This is a genomic window from Microbacterium sp. H6 (assembly GCF_003314775.1).
Lineage (GTDB): Bacteria > Actinomycetota > Actinomycetes > Actinomycetales > Microbacteriaceae > Microbacterium > Microbacterium oxydans.
The window spans coordinates 186,744-200,065 of record NZ_QOAY01000306.1; the positions used below are offsets into that span (position 1 = coordinate 186,744).

The 13,322-nt window shown below is 66.5% G+C and carries 16 protein-coding genes; 8 read left to right on the plus strand and 8 right to left on the minus strand.

What is annotated here, in order from left to right:
* The first annotated feature begins 9 nt into the window (after nucleotides 1–9).
* On the plus strand, nucleotides 10–774 hold the full coding sequence (locus tag DSP71_RS20960) for an SDR family oxidoreductase (protein WP_046746994.1): 765 nt from the start codon (nucleotides 10–12) through the stop codon (nucleotides 772–774).
* Nucleotides 775–841: 67 nt separating this feature from the next.
* Here DSP71_RS20960 and DSP71_RS20965 read toward each other — a convergent pair whose 3' ends face one another.
* A complete protein-coding gene (locus DSP71_RS20965) occupies nucleotides 842–1,438 on the minus strand; it encodes an HdeD family acid-resistance protein (protein WP_046746993.1) in 597 nt (198 codons plus the stop codon).
* A gap of 195 nt (nucleotides 1,439–1,633) precedes the next feature.
* On the opposite strand from DSP71_RS20965, the gene DSP71_RS20970 reads away from it, so the two are divergent.
* The 4 genes from DSP71_RS20970 to DSP71_RS20985 are packed head-to-tail and all read left to right on the plus strand — an operon-like array spanning nucleotide 1,634 to nucleotide 5,324.
* The gene (locus tag DSP71_RS20970) at nucleotides 1,634–2,032 is read left to right on the plus strand and encodes a helix-turn-helix transcriptional regulator (protein WP_058631215.1); all 399 of its coding nucleotides are present in this window, start codon (nucleotides 1,634–1,636) and stop codon (nucleotides 2,030–2,032) included.
* A 5-nt stretch (nucleotides 2,033–2,037) separates the two neighbouring features.
* Nucleotides 2,038–2,448, plus strand: coding sequence for a VOC family protein (locus tag DSP71_RS20975; protein WP_113681959.1), 411 nt, complete (start codon nucleotides 2,038–2,040; stop codon nucleotides 2,446–2,448).
* Between the two features lie 43 nt (nucleotides 2,449–2,491).
* Nucleotides 2,492–4,849 (plus strand): excinuclease ABC subunit UvrA, encoded by a 2,358-nt coding sequence (locus tag DSP71_RS20980; RefSeq protein WP_113681960.1) that lies wholly within the window; start codon nucleotides 2,492–2,494, stop codon nucleotides 4,847–4,849.
* A 4-nt stretch (nucleotides 4,850–4,853) separates the two neighbouring features.
* A complete protein-coding gene (locus tag DSP71_RS20985; protein WP_113681961.1) occupies nucleotides 4,854–5,324 on the plus strand; it encodes an NUDIX domain-containing protein in 471 nt (156 codons plus the stop codon).
* A gap of 104 nt (nucleotides 5,325–5,428) precedes the next feature.
* Here DSP71_RS20985 and DSP71_RS20990 read toward each other — a convergent pair whose 3' ends face one another.
* A complete protein-coding gene (locus tag DSP71_RS20990) occupies nucleotides 5,429–5,968 on the minus strand; it encodes an MOSC domain-containing protein (protein WP_061015923.1) in 540 nt (179 codons plus the stop codon).
* A 64-nt stretch (nucleotides 5,969–6,032) separates the two neighbouring features.
* Here DSP71_RS20990 and DSP71_RS20995 point away from each other — a divergent pair, with 64 nt between their 5' ends.
* Both DSP71_RS20995 and DSP71_RS21000 read left to right on the plus strand, forming a co-directional pair.
* Nucleotides 6,033–6,503 (plus strand): HIT family protein, encoded by a 471-nt coding sequence (locus DSP71_RS20995; RefSeq protein ID WP_058631181.1) that lies wholly within the window; start codon nucleotides 6,033–6,035, stop codon nucleotides 6,501–6,503.
* Between the two features lie 37 nt (nucleotides 6,504–6,540).
* Entirely contained in the window at nucleotides 6,541–7,089 is a 549-nt protein-coding gene (locus DSP71_RS21000; protein ID WP_058631182.1) for an AAA family ATPase, read from the plus strand.
* 72 nt (nucleotides 7,090–7,161) lie between these two features.
* Here DSP71_RS21000 and DSP71_RS21005 read toward each other — a convergent pair whose 3' ends face one another.
* Together DSP71_RS21005 and DSP71_RS21010 are read right to left on the minus strand one after the other, a co-directional pair.
* Nucleotides 7,162–7,617, minus strand: coding sequence for a GNAT family N-acetyltransferase (locus DSP71_RS21005; protein WP_113681962.1), 456 nt, complete (start codon nucleotides 7,615–7,617; stop codon nucleotides 7,162–7,164).
* A gap of 48 nt (nucleotides 7,618–7,665) precedes the next feature.
* A complete protein-coding gene (locus DSP71_RS21010) occupies nucleotides 7,666–8,034 on the minus strand; it encodes a VOC family protein (protein WP_113681981.1) in 369 nt (122 codons plus the stop codon).
* A 72-nt stretch (nucleotides 8,035–8,106) separates the two neighbouring features.
* On the opposite strand from DSP71_RS21010, the gene DSP71_RS21015 reads away from it, so the two are divergent.
* Nucleotides 8,107–9,432 (plus strand): nitrate/nitrite transporter, encoded by a 1,326-nt coding sequence (locus DSP71_RS21015; protein ID WP_113681963.1) that lies wholly within the window; start codon nucleotides 8,107–8,109, stop codon nucleotides 9,430–9,432.
* A gap of 27 nt (nucleotides 9,433–9,459) precedes the next feature.
* On the opposite strand, the gene DSP71_RS21020 is transcribed toward DSP71_RS21015, so the two are convergent.
* The 4 genes from DSP71_RS21020 to DSP71_RS21035 form a co-directional block, all read right to left on the minus strand.
* The gene (locus DSP71_RS21020; RefSeq protein WP_113681964.1) at nucleotides 9,460–10,272 is read right to left on the minus strand and encodes an arginase family protein; all 813 of its coding nucleotides are present in this window, start codon (nucleotides 10,270–10,272) and stop codon (nucleotides 9,460–9,462) included.
* 81 nt (nucleotides 10,273–10,353) lie between these two features.
* The gene (locus DSP71_RS21025) at nucleotides 10,354–11,100 is read right to left on the minus strand and encodes an SUMF1/EgtB/PvdO family nonheme iron enzyme (RefSeq protein WP_058631186.1); all 747 of its coding nucleotides are present in this window, start codon (nucleotides 11,098–11,100) and stop codon (nucleotides 10,354–10,356) included.
* A gap of 25 nt (nucleotides 11,101–11,125) precedes the next feature.
* On the minus strand, nucleotides 11,126–11,881 hold the full coding sequence (locus DSP71_RS21030; protein ID WP_174799774.1) for an SGNH/GDSL hydrolase family protein: 756 nt from the start codon (nucleotides 11,879–11,881) through the stop codon (nucleotides 11,126–11,128).
* A gap of 61 nt (nucleotides 11,882–11,942) precedes the next feature.
* Nucleotides 11,943–13,295 (minus strand): MFS transporter, encoded by a 1,353-nt coding sequence (locus DSP71_RS21035; protein WP_113681965.1) that lies wholly within the window; start codon nucleotides 13,293–13,295, stop codon nucleotides 11,943–11,945.
* Nucleotides 13,296–13,322 lie beyond the last annotated feature (27 nt).

The window sequence follows — 13,322 nt, forward strand, 5'->3', positions numbered from 1 at the left end:
GGAGTCACCGTGACCGACGTTCTTCCCGCAGGATCCCTCGACGGCAAGGTCGCCCTTGTCACCGGTTCATCGCGGGGGATCGGCGCCGACACCGTCCGCTACCTGGCGGAGGCCGGTGCCGACGTCGTCATCAACTTCCGCAACAAGGCCCCGCGCGCCGAGAAGCTCGCCGCCCAGCTGCGGGAACTCGGTCGCCGTGCGCTCGTCGTGGGTGCCGACCTCACCGACCCCGAGTCCGTCGCTGCGATGTTCGAGGCTATCCGCGCCGAGTACGGCCGCCTGGACGTACTCGTGCTCAACGCCTCAGGGGGCATGGAGTCGGGCATGGCTGCGGACTACGCGCTCACCCTGAACCGCGACGCGCAGCTCAACGTGCTCGACGCCGCTACCCCGCTGCTCTCTGACGGAGCACGCGTGGTGTTCGTCACCAGCCACCAGGCGCACTTCATCCGCACCACACCGACCATGCCGGAGTACGAGCCCGTCGCCCTCTCCAAGCGTGCCGGAGAGGACGCCCTCCGGGAGCGCATCCCCGGCCTCGCCGAGAAGGGCATCGGCTTCACGGTCGTGTCGGGCGACATGATCGAGGGCACCATCACGGCGACGCTGTTGGAGCGCGCGAACCCGGGGGCGATCGCCGAGCGCCGGGAGTCGGCGGGCAAGCTCTACAACGTCTCGGAGTTCGCTGCCGAGGTCGCCAGGGCGGCCGTCGACGCGGTGCCCGCTGACAACACGCGCCTCGTCGGTGACGTGAGCGCTTTCGCGGCCGAGTAAGAGCACGAGAAGAGCGGCCCCGTCTTGCATCGCAAGTCGGGGCCGCTCTCGTTTCAGACGATGAGCGTCAGCTCGTCGCTCCGCCCTGAACGGCGGAGACGTACTCCTTCGCATCCCGACCGAGTGTGATGGCACGGACGATCTGGATGATTCCGAGCACGACCAGCGAGATCCCCAGCAGCAGCCAGAAGGCGAAGCCGGCGATCAGCGGCGAGAACAGCACGATGATTCCCGCGACGATGCTCAGGATCGCGTAGAGGACCGTCCAGACGCGCGATCCGTCGCTGCCCAGCAGGGACAGAGCGACGATGCCGTCGACGATCCAGCTGACACCGATGAAGATCACGACGACGAAGGCGAGCGTGGCCGCAGCGACGTTCAGGTTGAAGAACGCGATCACACCGGCAGCGATGTAGAGCAGTCCGAGGACGATGTGACCGACGCGCGCCCACCCGCCCTTGGCACTCGAGAAGATACCGAGGCCGACGTAGACGAGCCCGGCGACGATCAGGTACGAGGCGAAGATCGCCGTCACGATGACCGCGGACTTGACCGGCCAGACGAGGAGGACGATACCCGCGATCAGCGCGAGAACGCCGGCGACGGCCAGCGTGACGCGGATCGACTTGAACAACGACTTCGCCTCTGCGAGTGGTTCAGACATGGTGGGGACCCCTTTCTGAGAAAATCCTGTGAGGATGCCCTTCAGGGTAGCGCCCCTGAGGGCAGGAGCGGGGGAGAAGCGCCCGCCCGCGTTTCTCTTCGTCACGCCGGGAAACTCCCCGACACGATTCCCCGACGTGGCAAGATCATCCTCGTGACGGACCTCGACCACGCTCGGCTGCGCGAGCTCGCCGTCATGCGACGGGTCCGCGATCGCATCGATCGGGAGTACGCCCGACCTCTGGATGTCGAAGCGCTGGCGCGCGGAGTGCACATGTCGGCAGGGCACCTGAGCCGGCAGTTCCGCGAAGCCTACGGGGAGTCCCCGTACTCGTATCTGATGACGAGGCGGATCGAACGCGCCATGGCTCTGCTGCGGCGCGGCGACCTGACGGTGACGGAGGTGTGCTTCGAAGTCGGATGCTCCTCGCTCGGCACCTTCAGCACGAGGTTCTCGGAGCTCATCGGTGTCTCACCCAGCGTGTACCGTGAACGCGCCACCACCATCGAGGGAATACCGTCCTTCCAGGCGAAGCAGGTCACGAGACCGATCAGGAATAGAGAAGCGCCGCGCCCCGATGCCCACCTAACGTGAGAGCCATGAGAATCAGCATCCACTACGCATTCCTTCCACACACCGATGGGGAAGCCGCTCTCGCGTTCTACCGCGACGCTCTCGGATTCGAGGTGCGCAACGACGTCGGCTACGACGGATTGCGATGGCTCACCGTCGGCCCCGTCGGTCAGCCTGAGACGTCGATCGTCCTCCACCCGCCGGCAACAGATCCCGGCATCACCGATTCCGAGCGGCAGACGATCCTCGAGCTGATCGCGAAGGGCAGCTACGCTGCTCTCACCCTCGCCAGCGATGACCTCGACACGCTCTTCGAGAGCCTGGTCGAGCACGGCGCCGATGTCGTGCAGGAGCCGATGGACCAGCCCTACGGCGTGCGCGATTGCGCGTTCCGCGACCCGGCCGGGAATCTGCTCCGTATCAATCAGACCGCTTAGACCAGACCACCTGATATCTCCACCGCAGAACCGAAGGACCCCGATGAGCACCGAAGCGCACCCTGCCGACACCCATGACCTCATCCGCGTCCAGGGCGCGCGTGAGAACAACCTCAAAGAGGTCAGCGTCGACATCCCGAAGCGCCGGTTGACCGTCTTCACCGGTGTCTCCGGCTCGGGCAAGAGCTCGCTCGTCTTCGACACGATCGCCGCGGAATCGCGCCGCATGATCGACGAGACCTACAGCGCTTTCGTGCAGGGCTTCATGCCGTCGGTGCCGAGGCCCGACGTCGATGTCCTCGAGGGACTGACAACCGCGATCATCGTGGACCAGGAGCGGCTCGGTGCGAACCCGCGTTCGACGGTCGGCACGGTGACGGATGCCAACGCGATGCTGCGCATCCTGTTCAGCAAACTCGGGCAGCCGTACATCGGCGGACCCACCGCCTTCTCGTTCAACATCCCGACGCAGAGAGCCAGCGGGGTGATGACGGGCCCTGGCGGTGAGAAGAAGATCGTGAAGGACGCGATCTACCTCGGCGGCATGTGCCCGCGATGCGAAGGCAGGGGAGCGGTGTCCGACCTCGATCTCGCCCAGATCGTCGACGAGTCGCGGTCTCTCGACGAAGGGGCCATCATGGTTCCCGGCTACACGGCGGACGGCTGGATGGTGAAGGGCTTCTCTCAGTCGGGGTTCTATCCCGCCGATAAGCCGATCTCGCAGTTCACCGACAAACAGCGTCAGCTCTTCCTCTACGGAGAGGTCACGAAGGTCAAGATCTCCGGGATCAACATGACCTACGAAGGCCTCATCCCGAAGATCACCAAGTCGATGCTGTCGAAGGATCTCGATGCGTTGCAGCCGCACATCCGTGCTTTCGTCGAGCGCGTCGCCACCTTCGCGGTGTGCCCGGAGTGCGACGGCACGCGACTCACCGAGGGTGCACGGTCGTCGAAGATCGAGGGCGTGAGCATCGCGGACGCATGCCGCATGCAGGTCACAGACCTCGCGGACTGGGTCCGGGGGCTCGACCTTCCCGGCGCGGGTCCACTACTTCAGGCGCTCAGCGCGAACCTCGATGCCTTCGTGACCCTGGGACTCGGCTATCTCAGTCTCGAACGGCCTTCGGGCACGCTGTCCGGGGGAGAGGCGCAGCGCATCAAGATGCTGCGCCACCTCGGTTCCTCGCTCACCGACATCACCTACGTGTTCGACGAGCCGACCATCGGATTGCACCCGCACGATATCCAGCGCATGAACGGGCTCCTGCTGCAGCTGCGCGACAAGGGGAACACGGTGCTCGTGGTCGAGCACAAACCCGAGACGATCATGATCGGCGACCATGTCGTCGACCTGGGTCCCGGTGCGGGCAGCGCCGGCGGAGAGATCTGTTACGAGGGAACGGTCGAGGGTCTCAAGGCCAGCGGCACCAAGACCGGCGATCACCTCGAGGACCGGGCGCAGTTGAAGGAATCGGTGCGCACCGGCACCGGCGCGATCGACGTCAGAGGCGCGACGGCCAACAACCTGAAGGACGTCGACGTCGACATCCCGACGGGCGTGCTCACGGTCGTCACGGGCGTCGCGGGCTCGGGCAAGAGTTCCCTCATCCACGGGTCGGTCTCGAAGCGCGACGGCGTCGTGGCGATCGATCAGGCCGCGATCAAGGGCTCGCGACGAAGCAACCCCGCGACGTACACAGGCCTCCTGGAGCCGATCCGCAAGGCGTTCGCCAAGGCCAACGGCGTGAAGCCGGCTCTATTCAGCGCGAACTCAGAGGGCGCCTGCCCGTCGTGCAAGGGCGCCGGCGTGATCATCACGGAACTCGGATTCATGGACACGATCGAGACGCCCTGCGAGGACTGCGGCGGCAAGCGCTTCCAGGCAGCTGTTCTCGAGTACAAACTCGCCGGCAAGGACATCACCGAGGTGCTCGATCTGCCAGTGTCCGAAGCGCGGGTGTTCTTCGGTGAGGGCGAGGCGAAGCTCCCGACGGCTTCCGCCATCCTCGGCCGGATGGAAGACGTGGGTCTCGGCTACCTGTCGCTCGGGCAGCCGTTGTCGACCCTGTCGGGTGGTGAGCGCCAGCGGATCAAGCTCGCGATCCAGATGGGGGAGAAGGGCGACGTCTACGTGCTCGACGAACCCACGACCGGCCTGCACCTCGCCGATGTCGACAAGATCCTCGGGCTGCTCGATCGGCTCGTCGACGCCGGGAAGACGGTGATCGTCATCGAACATCATCAGGCGGTGATGGCCCATGCAGACTGGATCATCGATATCGGGCCCGGGGCCGGTCATGATGGCGGCAAGATCGTGTTCGAAGGGACACCTGCAGATTTGGTGTCCCAAAAATCCACACTGACGGGGGAGCACCTCGCTGCCTACGTCGGAGCGTAGGGGCATGCCGGTCGACCGCTCCCACATTCGTGTCAAAGCCATGCTTGTGGCCACCCACAGCGACGGCGCTCGGCACCTCGTCAGCCAGCACGGTGCGACGGCGGAGAACCCGCTCGGCTTTCACCGGCTGATCGTCGGCGGTGTCGAACTCGGCGAGACACACGAGAAGGCGATACTCCGCGAAGTCCAGGAAGAGCTCCAAGCCGATGTGGTCGATCTGGCTTTCCTGGGCGTCGTTGAGAACATCTTCCGATACGACGGCGAGCTCGGTCATGAAATCGTTGCGCTGTACTGCGGCAGGCTGCACCCAGAACCTGCATTGGAGGGCGGCACCCTCACGGAGTCCGACGGATCGATCGTGCCGATCCTATGGCGCCCATTCGACGACAACGATGTGTCGGCACCGCTGTACCCGTCAGCGGCGAACCGCTGGATTCGCGACGTCGTCTCCCATACAGCAGCCCAGGGAGCATGAGGGGCCCGAGAGCACAGAGTCCCATCTCTTCGCGCCACTCTCGACTCGCGAGCTATATCCGATAATGCACATTATGTCAGCTAGCAGAAAGCAGCCCGTCCCCCTCAGACTCGCGTGAGCGGGAGATGCGGGTGCGGTGGCAACTCGACATCGATCGGATCTCCCGCAGCCACGCGCCCACCCCGCGACACGATGCCCATCACGCCGGCGAGGCGGACGACCTTGCCGTCACCGGCGTTCCGCACCACCTGCTTGAGCAGCCCCGACTGGAATCCGTTGATCTGCTGGCACGGATTGCGAAGCCCCGTGACCGTCACCACAGTCTCTCCGATTCGCAGTCGTGATCCGACAGGCAGCGCGAGCAGATCGATGCCCTGCGTCGTGATGTTCTCGCCGAGGTCCCCTGGAGCCACGAGATGGCCACCCTCCTTCAGGGTCTCGAAGAGCTCGCCGTGGATCAGGTGCACCTGCCGGAGATTCGGTTGGGACGGATCGGCGGCCACCCGCGATCGGTGCTTGACCGTCGCTCCACAGTGCGCATCGCCGTCGACGCCCAGACCCTCTAGCAGCGAGATGGATCCCCGTGTCTCCTTGCTGAACGTGTGAGAAGCACTGGAATGGACCGCGACGACCCGAGCAAGCATGTCTTCATTGTTCCACGAGCCATCCAGCCGCTCACCGTGCGATGATCGGGGCGCGAGTCCCCCTATGCATGCGCCCGCGGGCTACGTCTGCCCGTTCTGCGCTTTCCTCGAGGGCACGCATGACGATCACAACCTGCCCACAGACGTGGTCGCTGTCACTGAACGCGCTTACGCCCGGATCGCTCCGAAGTGGTGGCCTGGGAACCCGGGCGCGGTGCTTGTCATCCCTCGGACGCATGTGGAGAACATCTACGACCTTTCGCCGTCGGACAGCGCGGCGGTGTGGGACCTCACCCAGAGAGTCGCCATCGGCATCCGCTCCTCATACGCGTGTGAGGGCACCTCGATCCGCCAGCACAACGAACCCGCCGGAGGCCAGGACGTCTGGCATCTTCACGTTCACGTGTTCCCCCGCCACCCGGACGACCGTCTGTACCAGCGGCATGATGACGCGGAATGGGTCGATCCGGCTCACCGCCAAGCCTTCGCGACCAGGCTCAGGACAGCCCTCGGCATGCCGTTCCAGCTCACCTGACGCCCGTCAGACCCGAGAGTATTGCGAGAATGGCCCGATGGCTCTCACAGGCAGCGGCTCCACTCGTCTCGTCATCCTTCGCGGCGATGCGGCGTCGGGGAAGACGACCACGGCGACATCGTTGCGCACAGCGCTGGGCGCGCGCGTCGCTCTGATCTCTCAGGATCACTTCCGCCGCGAGCTCCTCCGTGAGCCGGATCGGCGGAAGCTCTCCCGCGACGCCAGTGTCCTCATCATCACCACCGCCCGCCAGGCGCTCGACCTCGGGTATGACGTGATCCTCGACGGCGTGTTCAATCTGCGCGACTACTCGGAGGCGTTCGAACGGTTGTACCGAGACCACCTCGGGTCCACACGCATCTACCAGTTCGACGTCGGCCTCGAGGAGACGATCCGCCGCCACGCGGGCCGGCAGCTTGCCCAGGAATTCGGGGAGGATAAGATCCGCGAATGGCACGATGGGTGGCAGCCACTCCCCTGGTTCGATGAACGACGGATCGGCCCCGAGATCGGTACCGACGAGCTGGTATCGATCATCGTGGAGGATCTCAGGGGCCCGGCACTCCCCTCCCCTGGGCCGTCATAGGCTCGGCATACTCCATGCCCCTCTGTCAGGCGTGCAGCGCGCTGAACGTACCCCCGGAGGCGTCGGCTCCCCTCAGAGGCCGACACTGAACGTGATCATGGGCTCGCCGCCGAGCGGATGAGGGACCGGACCGGAAACAGGCCGGAATCCCTGCAGCTCATAGAGCCGGACGGCGGGGTTTCCTCGCCGCACAGCGAGCTCGACCGTGGAGTACCCGGCGTCCTTCGACGCCCGTATCGCGTCCTTCAACAGAGCTCTTCCCATCCCCTTGCCGGAGGAAGCAGGGAGCACAGCGATCCGCTCCAGCACTGCCGTGGTCTCGTCACCGGATTTCGGTGCCGTCAGAGCGAACCCAGCGAGAGGCTCCCCTGCCAACGCGAACCGCAGGAGAGGCCCGTCGAACAGCTTGCGCATGCGGGCGGCGACTGCGGCCGCGTCGACCTCTCCATCGCGGTATCGAAGAGCCTGCACCCAGAGATCGACACATCTCGCGATGTCGTCGGTAGTACCCGCGGTGATGTCCGTCATACGGGCAATCGTCGCACGCTCGAAAGGTCCGACGCCGGGAACCGGGCGCTAGTGCGCGGACCACACCCCGAGCTCGGTGCCAGACGGATCCGCGAAGTGCAGCCGACGCCCACCCGGGAACTCATACGGCTCCTGCAGGATCTTGCCCCCGGCCGCCACGATGGCCTCCTTCGTGGCGTCGAGGTCCTCGGAGTAGAGCAGCACCAGAGGGCCGCCGGCGGGACGCACCTCGTCGGCGAGCAGCAGACCACCGGCCTCGTTCCCGTCGGCGCGCGGAGACACGATCCCCGCATAGCCCGGGCCGTAGTCGTTGAAGTGCCAGCCGAACGCATCGGCGAAGAAGCGCTTCGAGACGTCGAGGTCGGTGACGACGAGCTCGATGTAATCGAGTGAGTGATGCAGAGGTGTGCTGGTCATGGCGTGAGCGTAGCTCCCACCTGCGACATCACAGATCTCATCTGCGACATCGCAGAGGAGTAGCGTTGAGGGGTGCCGCAGGTCTCCCACTCCCCCGTCTCCACACCGGGGTGGCGGGCCTGGCTGATCTGGTCGGTCGGCGTCGCCGCCTATGTGCTCGCGATCACCAACCGCACCTCGCTAGGGGCTGTCGGCGTCGAAGCGGCCGACCGGTTCCAGGCCGACGCTTCCACGCTTGCCCTGTTCGCCGTGGTCCAACTCGCGGTGTACGGCGGGATGCAGATCCCCGTGGGAATCCTGCTCGACCGTTTCGGATCCCGGCCGATCATGACGATCGGGATGCTGCTCATGGCCGCCGGCCAGTTGACCATGGCGCTCTCCCCCAGCATCGGCATCGCGATCGTCGCACGCGTTCTGCTCGGCGCCGGAGATGCCGCCATCTTCCCCGCCGTGCTGCGCCTGGTTGCCACCTGGTTCCCCTCGCAGCGAGGACCCCTCATGGTGCAGTTCACCGGCATCATCGGCCAGGCGGGGCAACTCATCGCGCTCGTCCCCGTCGCCGCGCTGCTGCACGCCACCACCTGGACGATCACCTTCGGCAGCATCGCCGGGCTCGGGGTGCTGTTCACGATCCTCGTGGCGCTCGTCATCCGCAACCATCCGGTCGAGCGCGGCGCCGATGTCACGGTGAACACCGACACGGGAGTCGTGCGCGTCGTCACCTCAGCGATAGATACCGGCGTCGGCATACGCGCCGCCTGGGCGCACCCAGGGACCCGTCTCGCCTTCTGGTCGCACTTCACCACGCCGTTCGCGGGAACCGCGTTCGTGCTCCTCTGGGGAATGCCGTTCCTCACAGCGGCGGAGGGCCTGGATGCTGCACCCGCCGCGGGTATCATCTCCGTATATGTCGTTTCCGGAATGCTTCTCGGTCCCATCATCGGCGACCTCTCGCGTCGACTGCCGAACCATCGCTCTCTCGCCCTCGTGCTTCCGGCCGTGGGGGTTCAGATGGCAGCGTGGATCTCTGTCATCGCCCTCCCCGACACCGCACCGCTCTGGCTCCTCTACGTCCTGGCGATCGCTCTCGGGACCGGTGGTCCCGCCTCGATGATCGCCTTCGACCACGCCAGAACGCACAACCCGACGCACCGCCTCAGCACCGCCACCGGCGTCACGAACGCCGGAGGTTTCATCGCCGCGCTCATCGCCATCTTCCTCATCGGTCTCGCGCTCGACCTGCAGGGCGCCGGCACGCCGGAGACCTACTCGCTGGAAGCCTTCCGGATCGCATTTCTCATGCCGATCCCGCTCTGGATCATCGGCACCGTCTTCATCCTCGTCGAGCGCAAACGTACGCGTGTCCGCATGGGGCTCGACCCCGAGCGCCGTCGCTGACGCGGCACGCGGACAGAGTCCACAAAATCAGCGCAGGAGGTGCTGCAAAGTCTCGATCACGAGCTCCACGCTGAGATGCTCAGGGACTTCGGCGTCTCCCGCCTCGAACTCCGCGAGCTCCACGCCCTGCACGGCACCTACGGGCAGTGCGGCGAAGATCCCGGCGATCTGATGCGGCAGCAGCCCGCCCCCGATGCGATAGGCCGCAGGGATGTAACCGGGCTCGAGCACGTCCCAGTCGACGTGTATCCATACCGGTCGTCCGGCGATGATGTCGACGACGCGTTCAGGCGTGCTCTCTGCCGGCCGAAGTACGGTGACCCCTGCCTCCGCCAGAAGGTCCCCCTCGGCGGGGTCGATGTCCCGGCCACCGACGACGATCACCTGCTTCGGGTCGATGCCGGAACCGTGGCCGCTATCCCAGAGGCCGCACGCCGCGGCGAGCACCATGCCGCCGAGGTACCCCGACTCCGTCGTCTCCGGGGTGTTGAAGTCGCCGTGCGCGTCGATCCACAGCACCACCGCATCCGGGTGATGCTCCGCGACCGTGGGGAGCGTGCCGAGGCTCACAGCGCAGGTGTTGGTGATCAGCAGGGGTGTCGTCCCCGCGGCAAGGGCATCCTGCAGCGCCGCCCGGATCCCCTGGAGCGTCTGCTCCGCCTCCGGTAACGCCTTCGTCCAGTCATCGACGACACTCGGGGTCGGAGTGCCGATGGTCTGTGCTTCGATCGACATCAGGGACGACACCGCCTCGCCCACTCGGCGCGCGCCGATCAAGGCGCCGTCGGTACGGTCGGCCACCCGGCCCTGAGAGACGATGAGCGAATAGAAGGATGCCATGTCCCTCAGCCTGGCATCAGCACAGCCAGCGGGACAAATGCGCTCCTCTCGCACATGTCGCCGACGAAGAATCGGGGCGCCTCAGCCGCGGCGAGGAGTCCATCCCGATGGAAGCGGGCCATCCTGGAAAGCACGCTCTCGATCGCTTCGCGCCGACCAGCCCTGTGCCTGATCCGTGGTGTCGAAGGCGCCTCGAGCGAGCCTCAACCCCACGTCGTCGTGATGCATACGCGGCGCTCCCCCGCGACGAACGGATGCCCGAACGCTCCAGGCGTCGTCGGCGAAGCCGCCTCCGCGGAACACCCGGTAGTCGTCGTAGCGGGCGGGGTCGAGCAGGTCCCAGCACCACTCCCAGACGTTGCCGAGCGTGTCGAAGAGCCCGTTGAGATTCGGGAGCTTCCCGCCCACGTCCTGTGGCGAGGCCACCCCGTCCGCCGCCGTCCAAGCCGCATCCGCGAGCGGCGCATAGTGAGGGCCCGTCGCGCCGGCACGACAGGCGAACTCCCACTCCGCCTCTGTGGGCAGCCGGTATCCGTCCGCGGTCGTATCCCACGTGACGACCTCGCCGTCGAACGAGTAGCTCCGTTCCAGCCCCTCCCACTCCGACGCGGCATTGCAGAAATGCACCGCTCGCAACCAGCTGAGATCCGCGGCGGGGCGGCGGGGATGCCGTGCGGGAATGCCGAGCACCTCGGCGAGCTGTTCCTCCGTCACCGGGTACACACCGATCTCGAATGGTTCGAGAGCGACATCGCGCCTCTCCTGCCTGCGAGCATCATGCAGCGACACGGTGCCGGCACTGATGGCCGCGAGCTCGAAGTCACTCACCGGATTCGGCAACTGTCGGACGACGTCATGCGGGAACCCGTTCTACCCACGACGGGTACTTCGCCGCGCGGCCGTCTCCCGACGACGTCCTGGTCACACGCCGCCGCACCCAGGGCCCGACGAACTCGCGGTAATAGGCAAGGCCGGAGGGGCCCGTACCGAGCCGATCGCTCGGCGCCCACCACGTCTCCGGAGGCTCGTAGCCGAGAGCGTGCAGCACGCGGGCGGCCACACGGTGGTGACCCGATGCATTCATGTGCAGCCTGTCCTCCGCCCAGTACGCGCCGCGGGAGAGCTCACGGTCGGGCCAGTTGAGCGCACGGATCACGTCGGGACGATCTTCGACGCGACGCAGCACGGCCTCGGACAGCAGATCACCCCGCCGCTGCACGAGAGAGCCCATCGGGAGCTGACCACTCGGGTTCGCGCCGGAGAGCAGGATCATCGTCACCCCCTCCTCGTCGCATCGGCGCAGCACCCGGCTGAAGGCGTCGGCGATGTGCTCGACGTCGGTACGCGGGCGCAGCATGTCGTTGCCACCGCCGTTGAACGAGAGATGCGTGGGACGCAAGGCGAGCGCGGGTTCGAGCTGCTCTTCCACGATCGGCCAGGCGAGCTTGCCCCTGATCGCGAGGTTCGCGTACTGGATGGGGTGCCCGGCGGCGTCGGCCCACCCTTGAGCCGCCAGGTCGGCCCAGCCGCGCTCCCGTCCGTCCGGGAGGACATCACCCACACCCTCGGTAAACGAGTCGCCGATCGCCACGAACCGCACATCTGCCATCATCCCAGCCTATTGCGGGACGACGACGCACGGCGCCGGGACCGGATGGGTCGCCTCCGCCTCAGCGGTCGTCGAGAGCCTGGCCGCCGCGATCGACGAGTCCCCACGCCGCAGCCGCAGCACCGAGGAAGCAGACGCCGAAGACCGCGAACAGGAGCGGCGCGCCGCCCCCGACCAGGAGGATCGGGACAGAGAGCGGTGCGACGATCGATGCGATGCGCCCCACTCCAGCGGCCCAGCCCGCGCCCGTGCCCCGCAACGAGGTCGGATAGATCTCCGGGGTCACCGCGTACAGGGCACCCCAGGCGCCGAGGTTGAAGAACGACAGCGCCATGCCGGCGGCGATGATGGTGCCCTCCGTCGTCGCCGTGCCGAAGACCACGGCAGAGACCGCCGAGCCGAGGAGGAAGACGGAGAGCGTCAGTCGACGGCCCCAGACCTCGATGAGCCACGCGGCCACCGCGTAGCCGGGGAGCTGAGCCAACGTGATGATGAGCGTGAACCCGAAAGACCGCACCAGATCGAACCCGGCATCGACGAGGATGCTCGGGATCCAGATGAACGCTCCGTAATAGGCGAAGTTCACACCGAGCCACACCAGCCAGAGACACAGTGTGCGCAGTCGGAACTCCCGATTCCAGAGTGTCGCCAACCGTGCGCGGGCGGTGACGGCGATCGCTCGTGATGCCGGCTCCTTCCTGATGGCCGGAGTCGCCTCCACCCGCGCCTCCGCCTCGAACGCGGAGACGATGCGGTCGGCCTCTGCGATCCGTCCCCGCGACGCGAGCCAGCGAGGCGACTCGGGCATCCGCCACCGCACGAAGAGTGCGTACACCGCCGGGATGGCCCCGAGGGCGAACGCCCAGCGCCAGCCATCCTCCGAAGCGGGTATGACCAGGAACCCGATGAGAGCAGCTGCCGTCCACCCGAGTGCCCAGAACGCCTCCAGTACGACGATCAGGCGACCGCGGATCCGGGCGGGGGCGAACTCGCTCACGTAGGTCGATGCCACAGGAAGCTCGGCGCCGAGCCCGAGGCCGACGAGGAATCGGAGAACCAGAAGCGCCGCAAGCCCGCCCACGAGCGCGCTGGCTCCGGTGGCGAGGCCATACACGAGCAACGTCAGAGCGAACACCTGCCGTCGTCCGTAGCGGTCCGCCAGGAGACCGCCGAGCGTCGCACCGATGGCCATGCCGAAGAACCCGACGGAGGCGATCCAGCCCGCCTCGCCCTTGGACAGCCCCCACTGCTGCGTGAGGGCCGCGAGGATGAAGGAGATCAGACCCACGTCCATCGCGTCCAGCGCCCAGCCGAGACCGGAGCCCGTGAGCAAGCCGAGATGCCGGCGCGTGAAAGGCAGGACGTCCAGTCGCTCAGCCAAAGATGAGCGGCTCGGCAAGGCGGTGTTGGCCATGCTTCTCATCGTAAAGCCGAGCGCCGG

Excerpts from the sequence above, each read along its gene's own strand:
- DSP71_RS20975 (WP_113681959.1), top strand. The coding sequence starts at position 2,038 with ATGAGAATCAGCATCCACTACGCATTCCTTCCACACACCGATGGGGAA.
- DSP71_RS21005 (WP_113681962.1), bottom strand. The coding sequence starts at position 7,617 with ATGACGGACATCACCGCGGGTACTACCGACGACATCGCGAGATGTGTC.
- DSP71_RS21030 (WP_174799774.1), bottom strand. The coding sequence starts at position 11,881 with ATGGCAGATGTGCGGTTCGTGGCGATCGGCGACTCGTTTACCGAGGGT.
- DSP71_RS20995 (WP_058631181.1), top strand. The coding sequence starts at position 6,033 with ATGCATGCGCCCGCGGGCTACGTCTGCCCGTTCTGCGCTTTCCTCGAG.
- DSP71_RS20965 (WP_046746993.1), bottom strand. The coding sequence starts at position 1,438 with ATGTCTGAACCACTCGCAGAGGCGAAGTCGTTGTTCAAGTCGATCCGC.
- DSP71_RS21000 (WP_058631182.1), top strand. The coding sequence starts at position 6,541 with ATGGCTCTCACAGGCAGCGGCTCCACTCGTCTCGTCATCCTTCGCGGC.
- DSP71_RS20970 (WP_058631215.1), top strand. The coding sequence starts at position 1,634 with ATGCGACGGGTCCGCGATCGCATCGATCGGGAGTACGCCCGACCTCTG.
- DSP71_RS20980 (WP_113681960.1), top strand. The coding sequence starts at position 2,492 with ATGAGCACCGAAGCGCACCCTGCCGACACCCATGACCTCATCCGCGTC.
- DSP71_RS20990 (WP_061015923.1), bottom strand. The coding sequence starts at position 5,968 with ATGCTTGCTCGGGTCGTCGCGGTCCATTCCAGTGCTTCTCACACGTTC.
- DSP71_RS21035 (WP_113681965.1), bottom strand. The coding sequence starts at position 13,295 with ATGGCCAACACCGCCTTGCCGAGCCGCTCATCTTTGGCTGAGCGACTG.
- DSP71_RS21010 (WP_113681981.1), bottom strand. The coding sequence starts at position 8,034 with ATGACCAGCACACCTCTGCATCACTCACTCGATTACATCGAGCTCGTC.
- DSP71_RS20985 (WP_113681961.1), top strand. The coding sequence starts at position 4,854 with ATGCCGGTCGACCGCTCCCACATTCGTGTCAAAGCCATGCTTGTGGCC.
- DSP71_RS21020 (WP_113681964.1), bottom strand. The coding sequence starts at position 10,272 with ATGGCATCCTTCTATTCGCTCATCGTCTCTCAGGGCCGGGTGGCCGAC.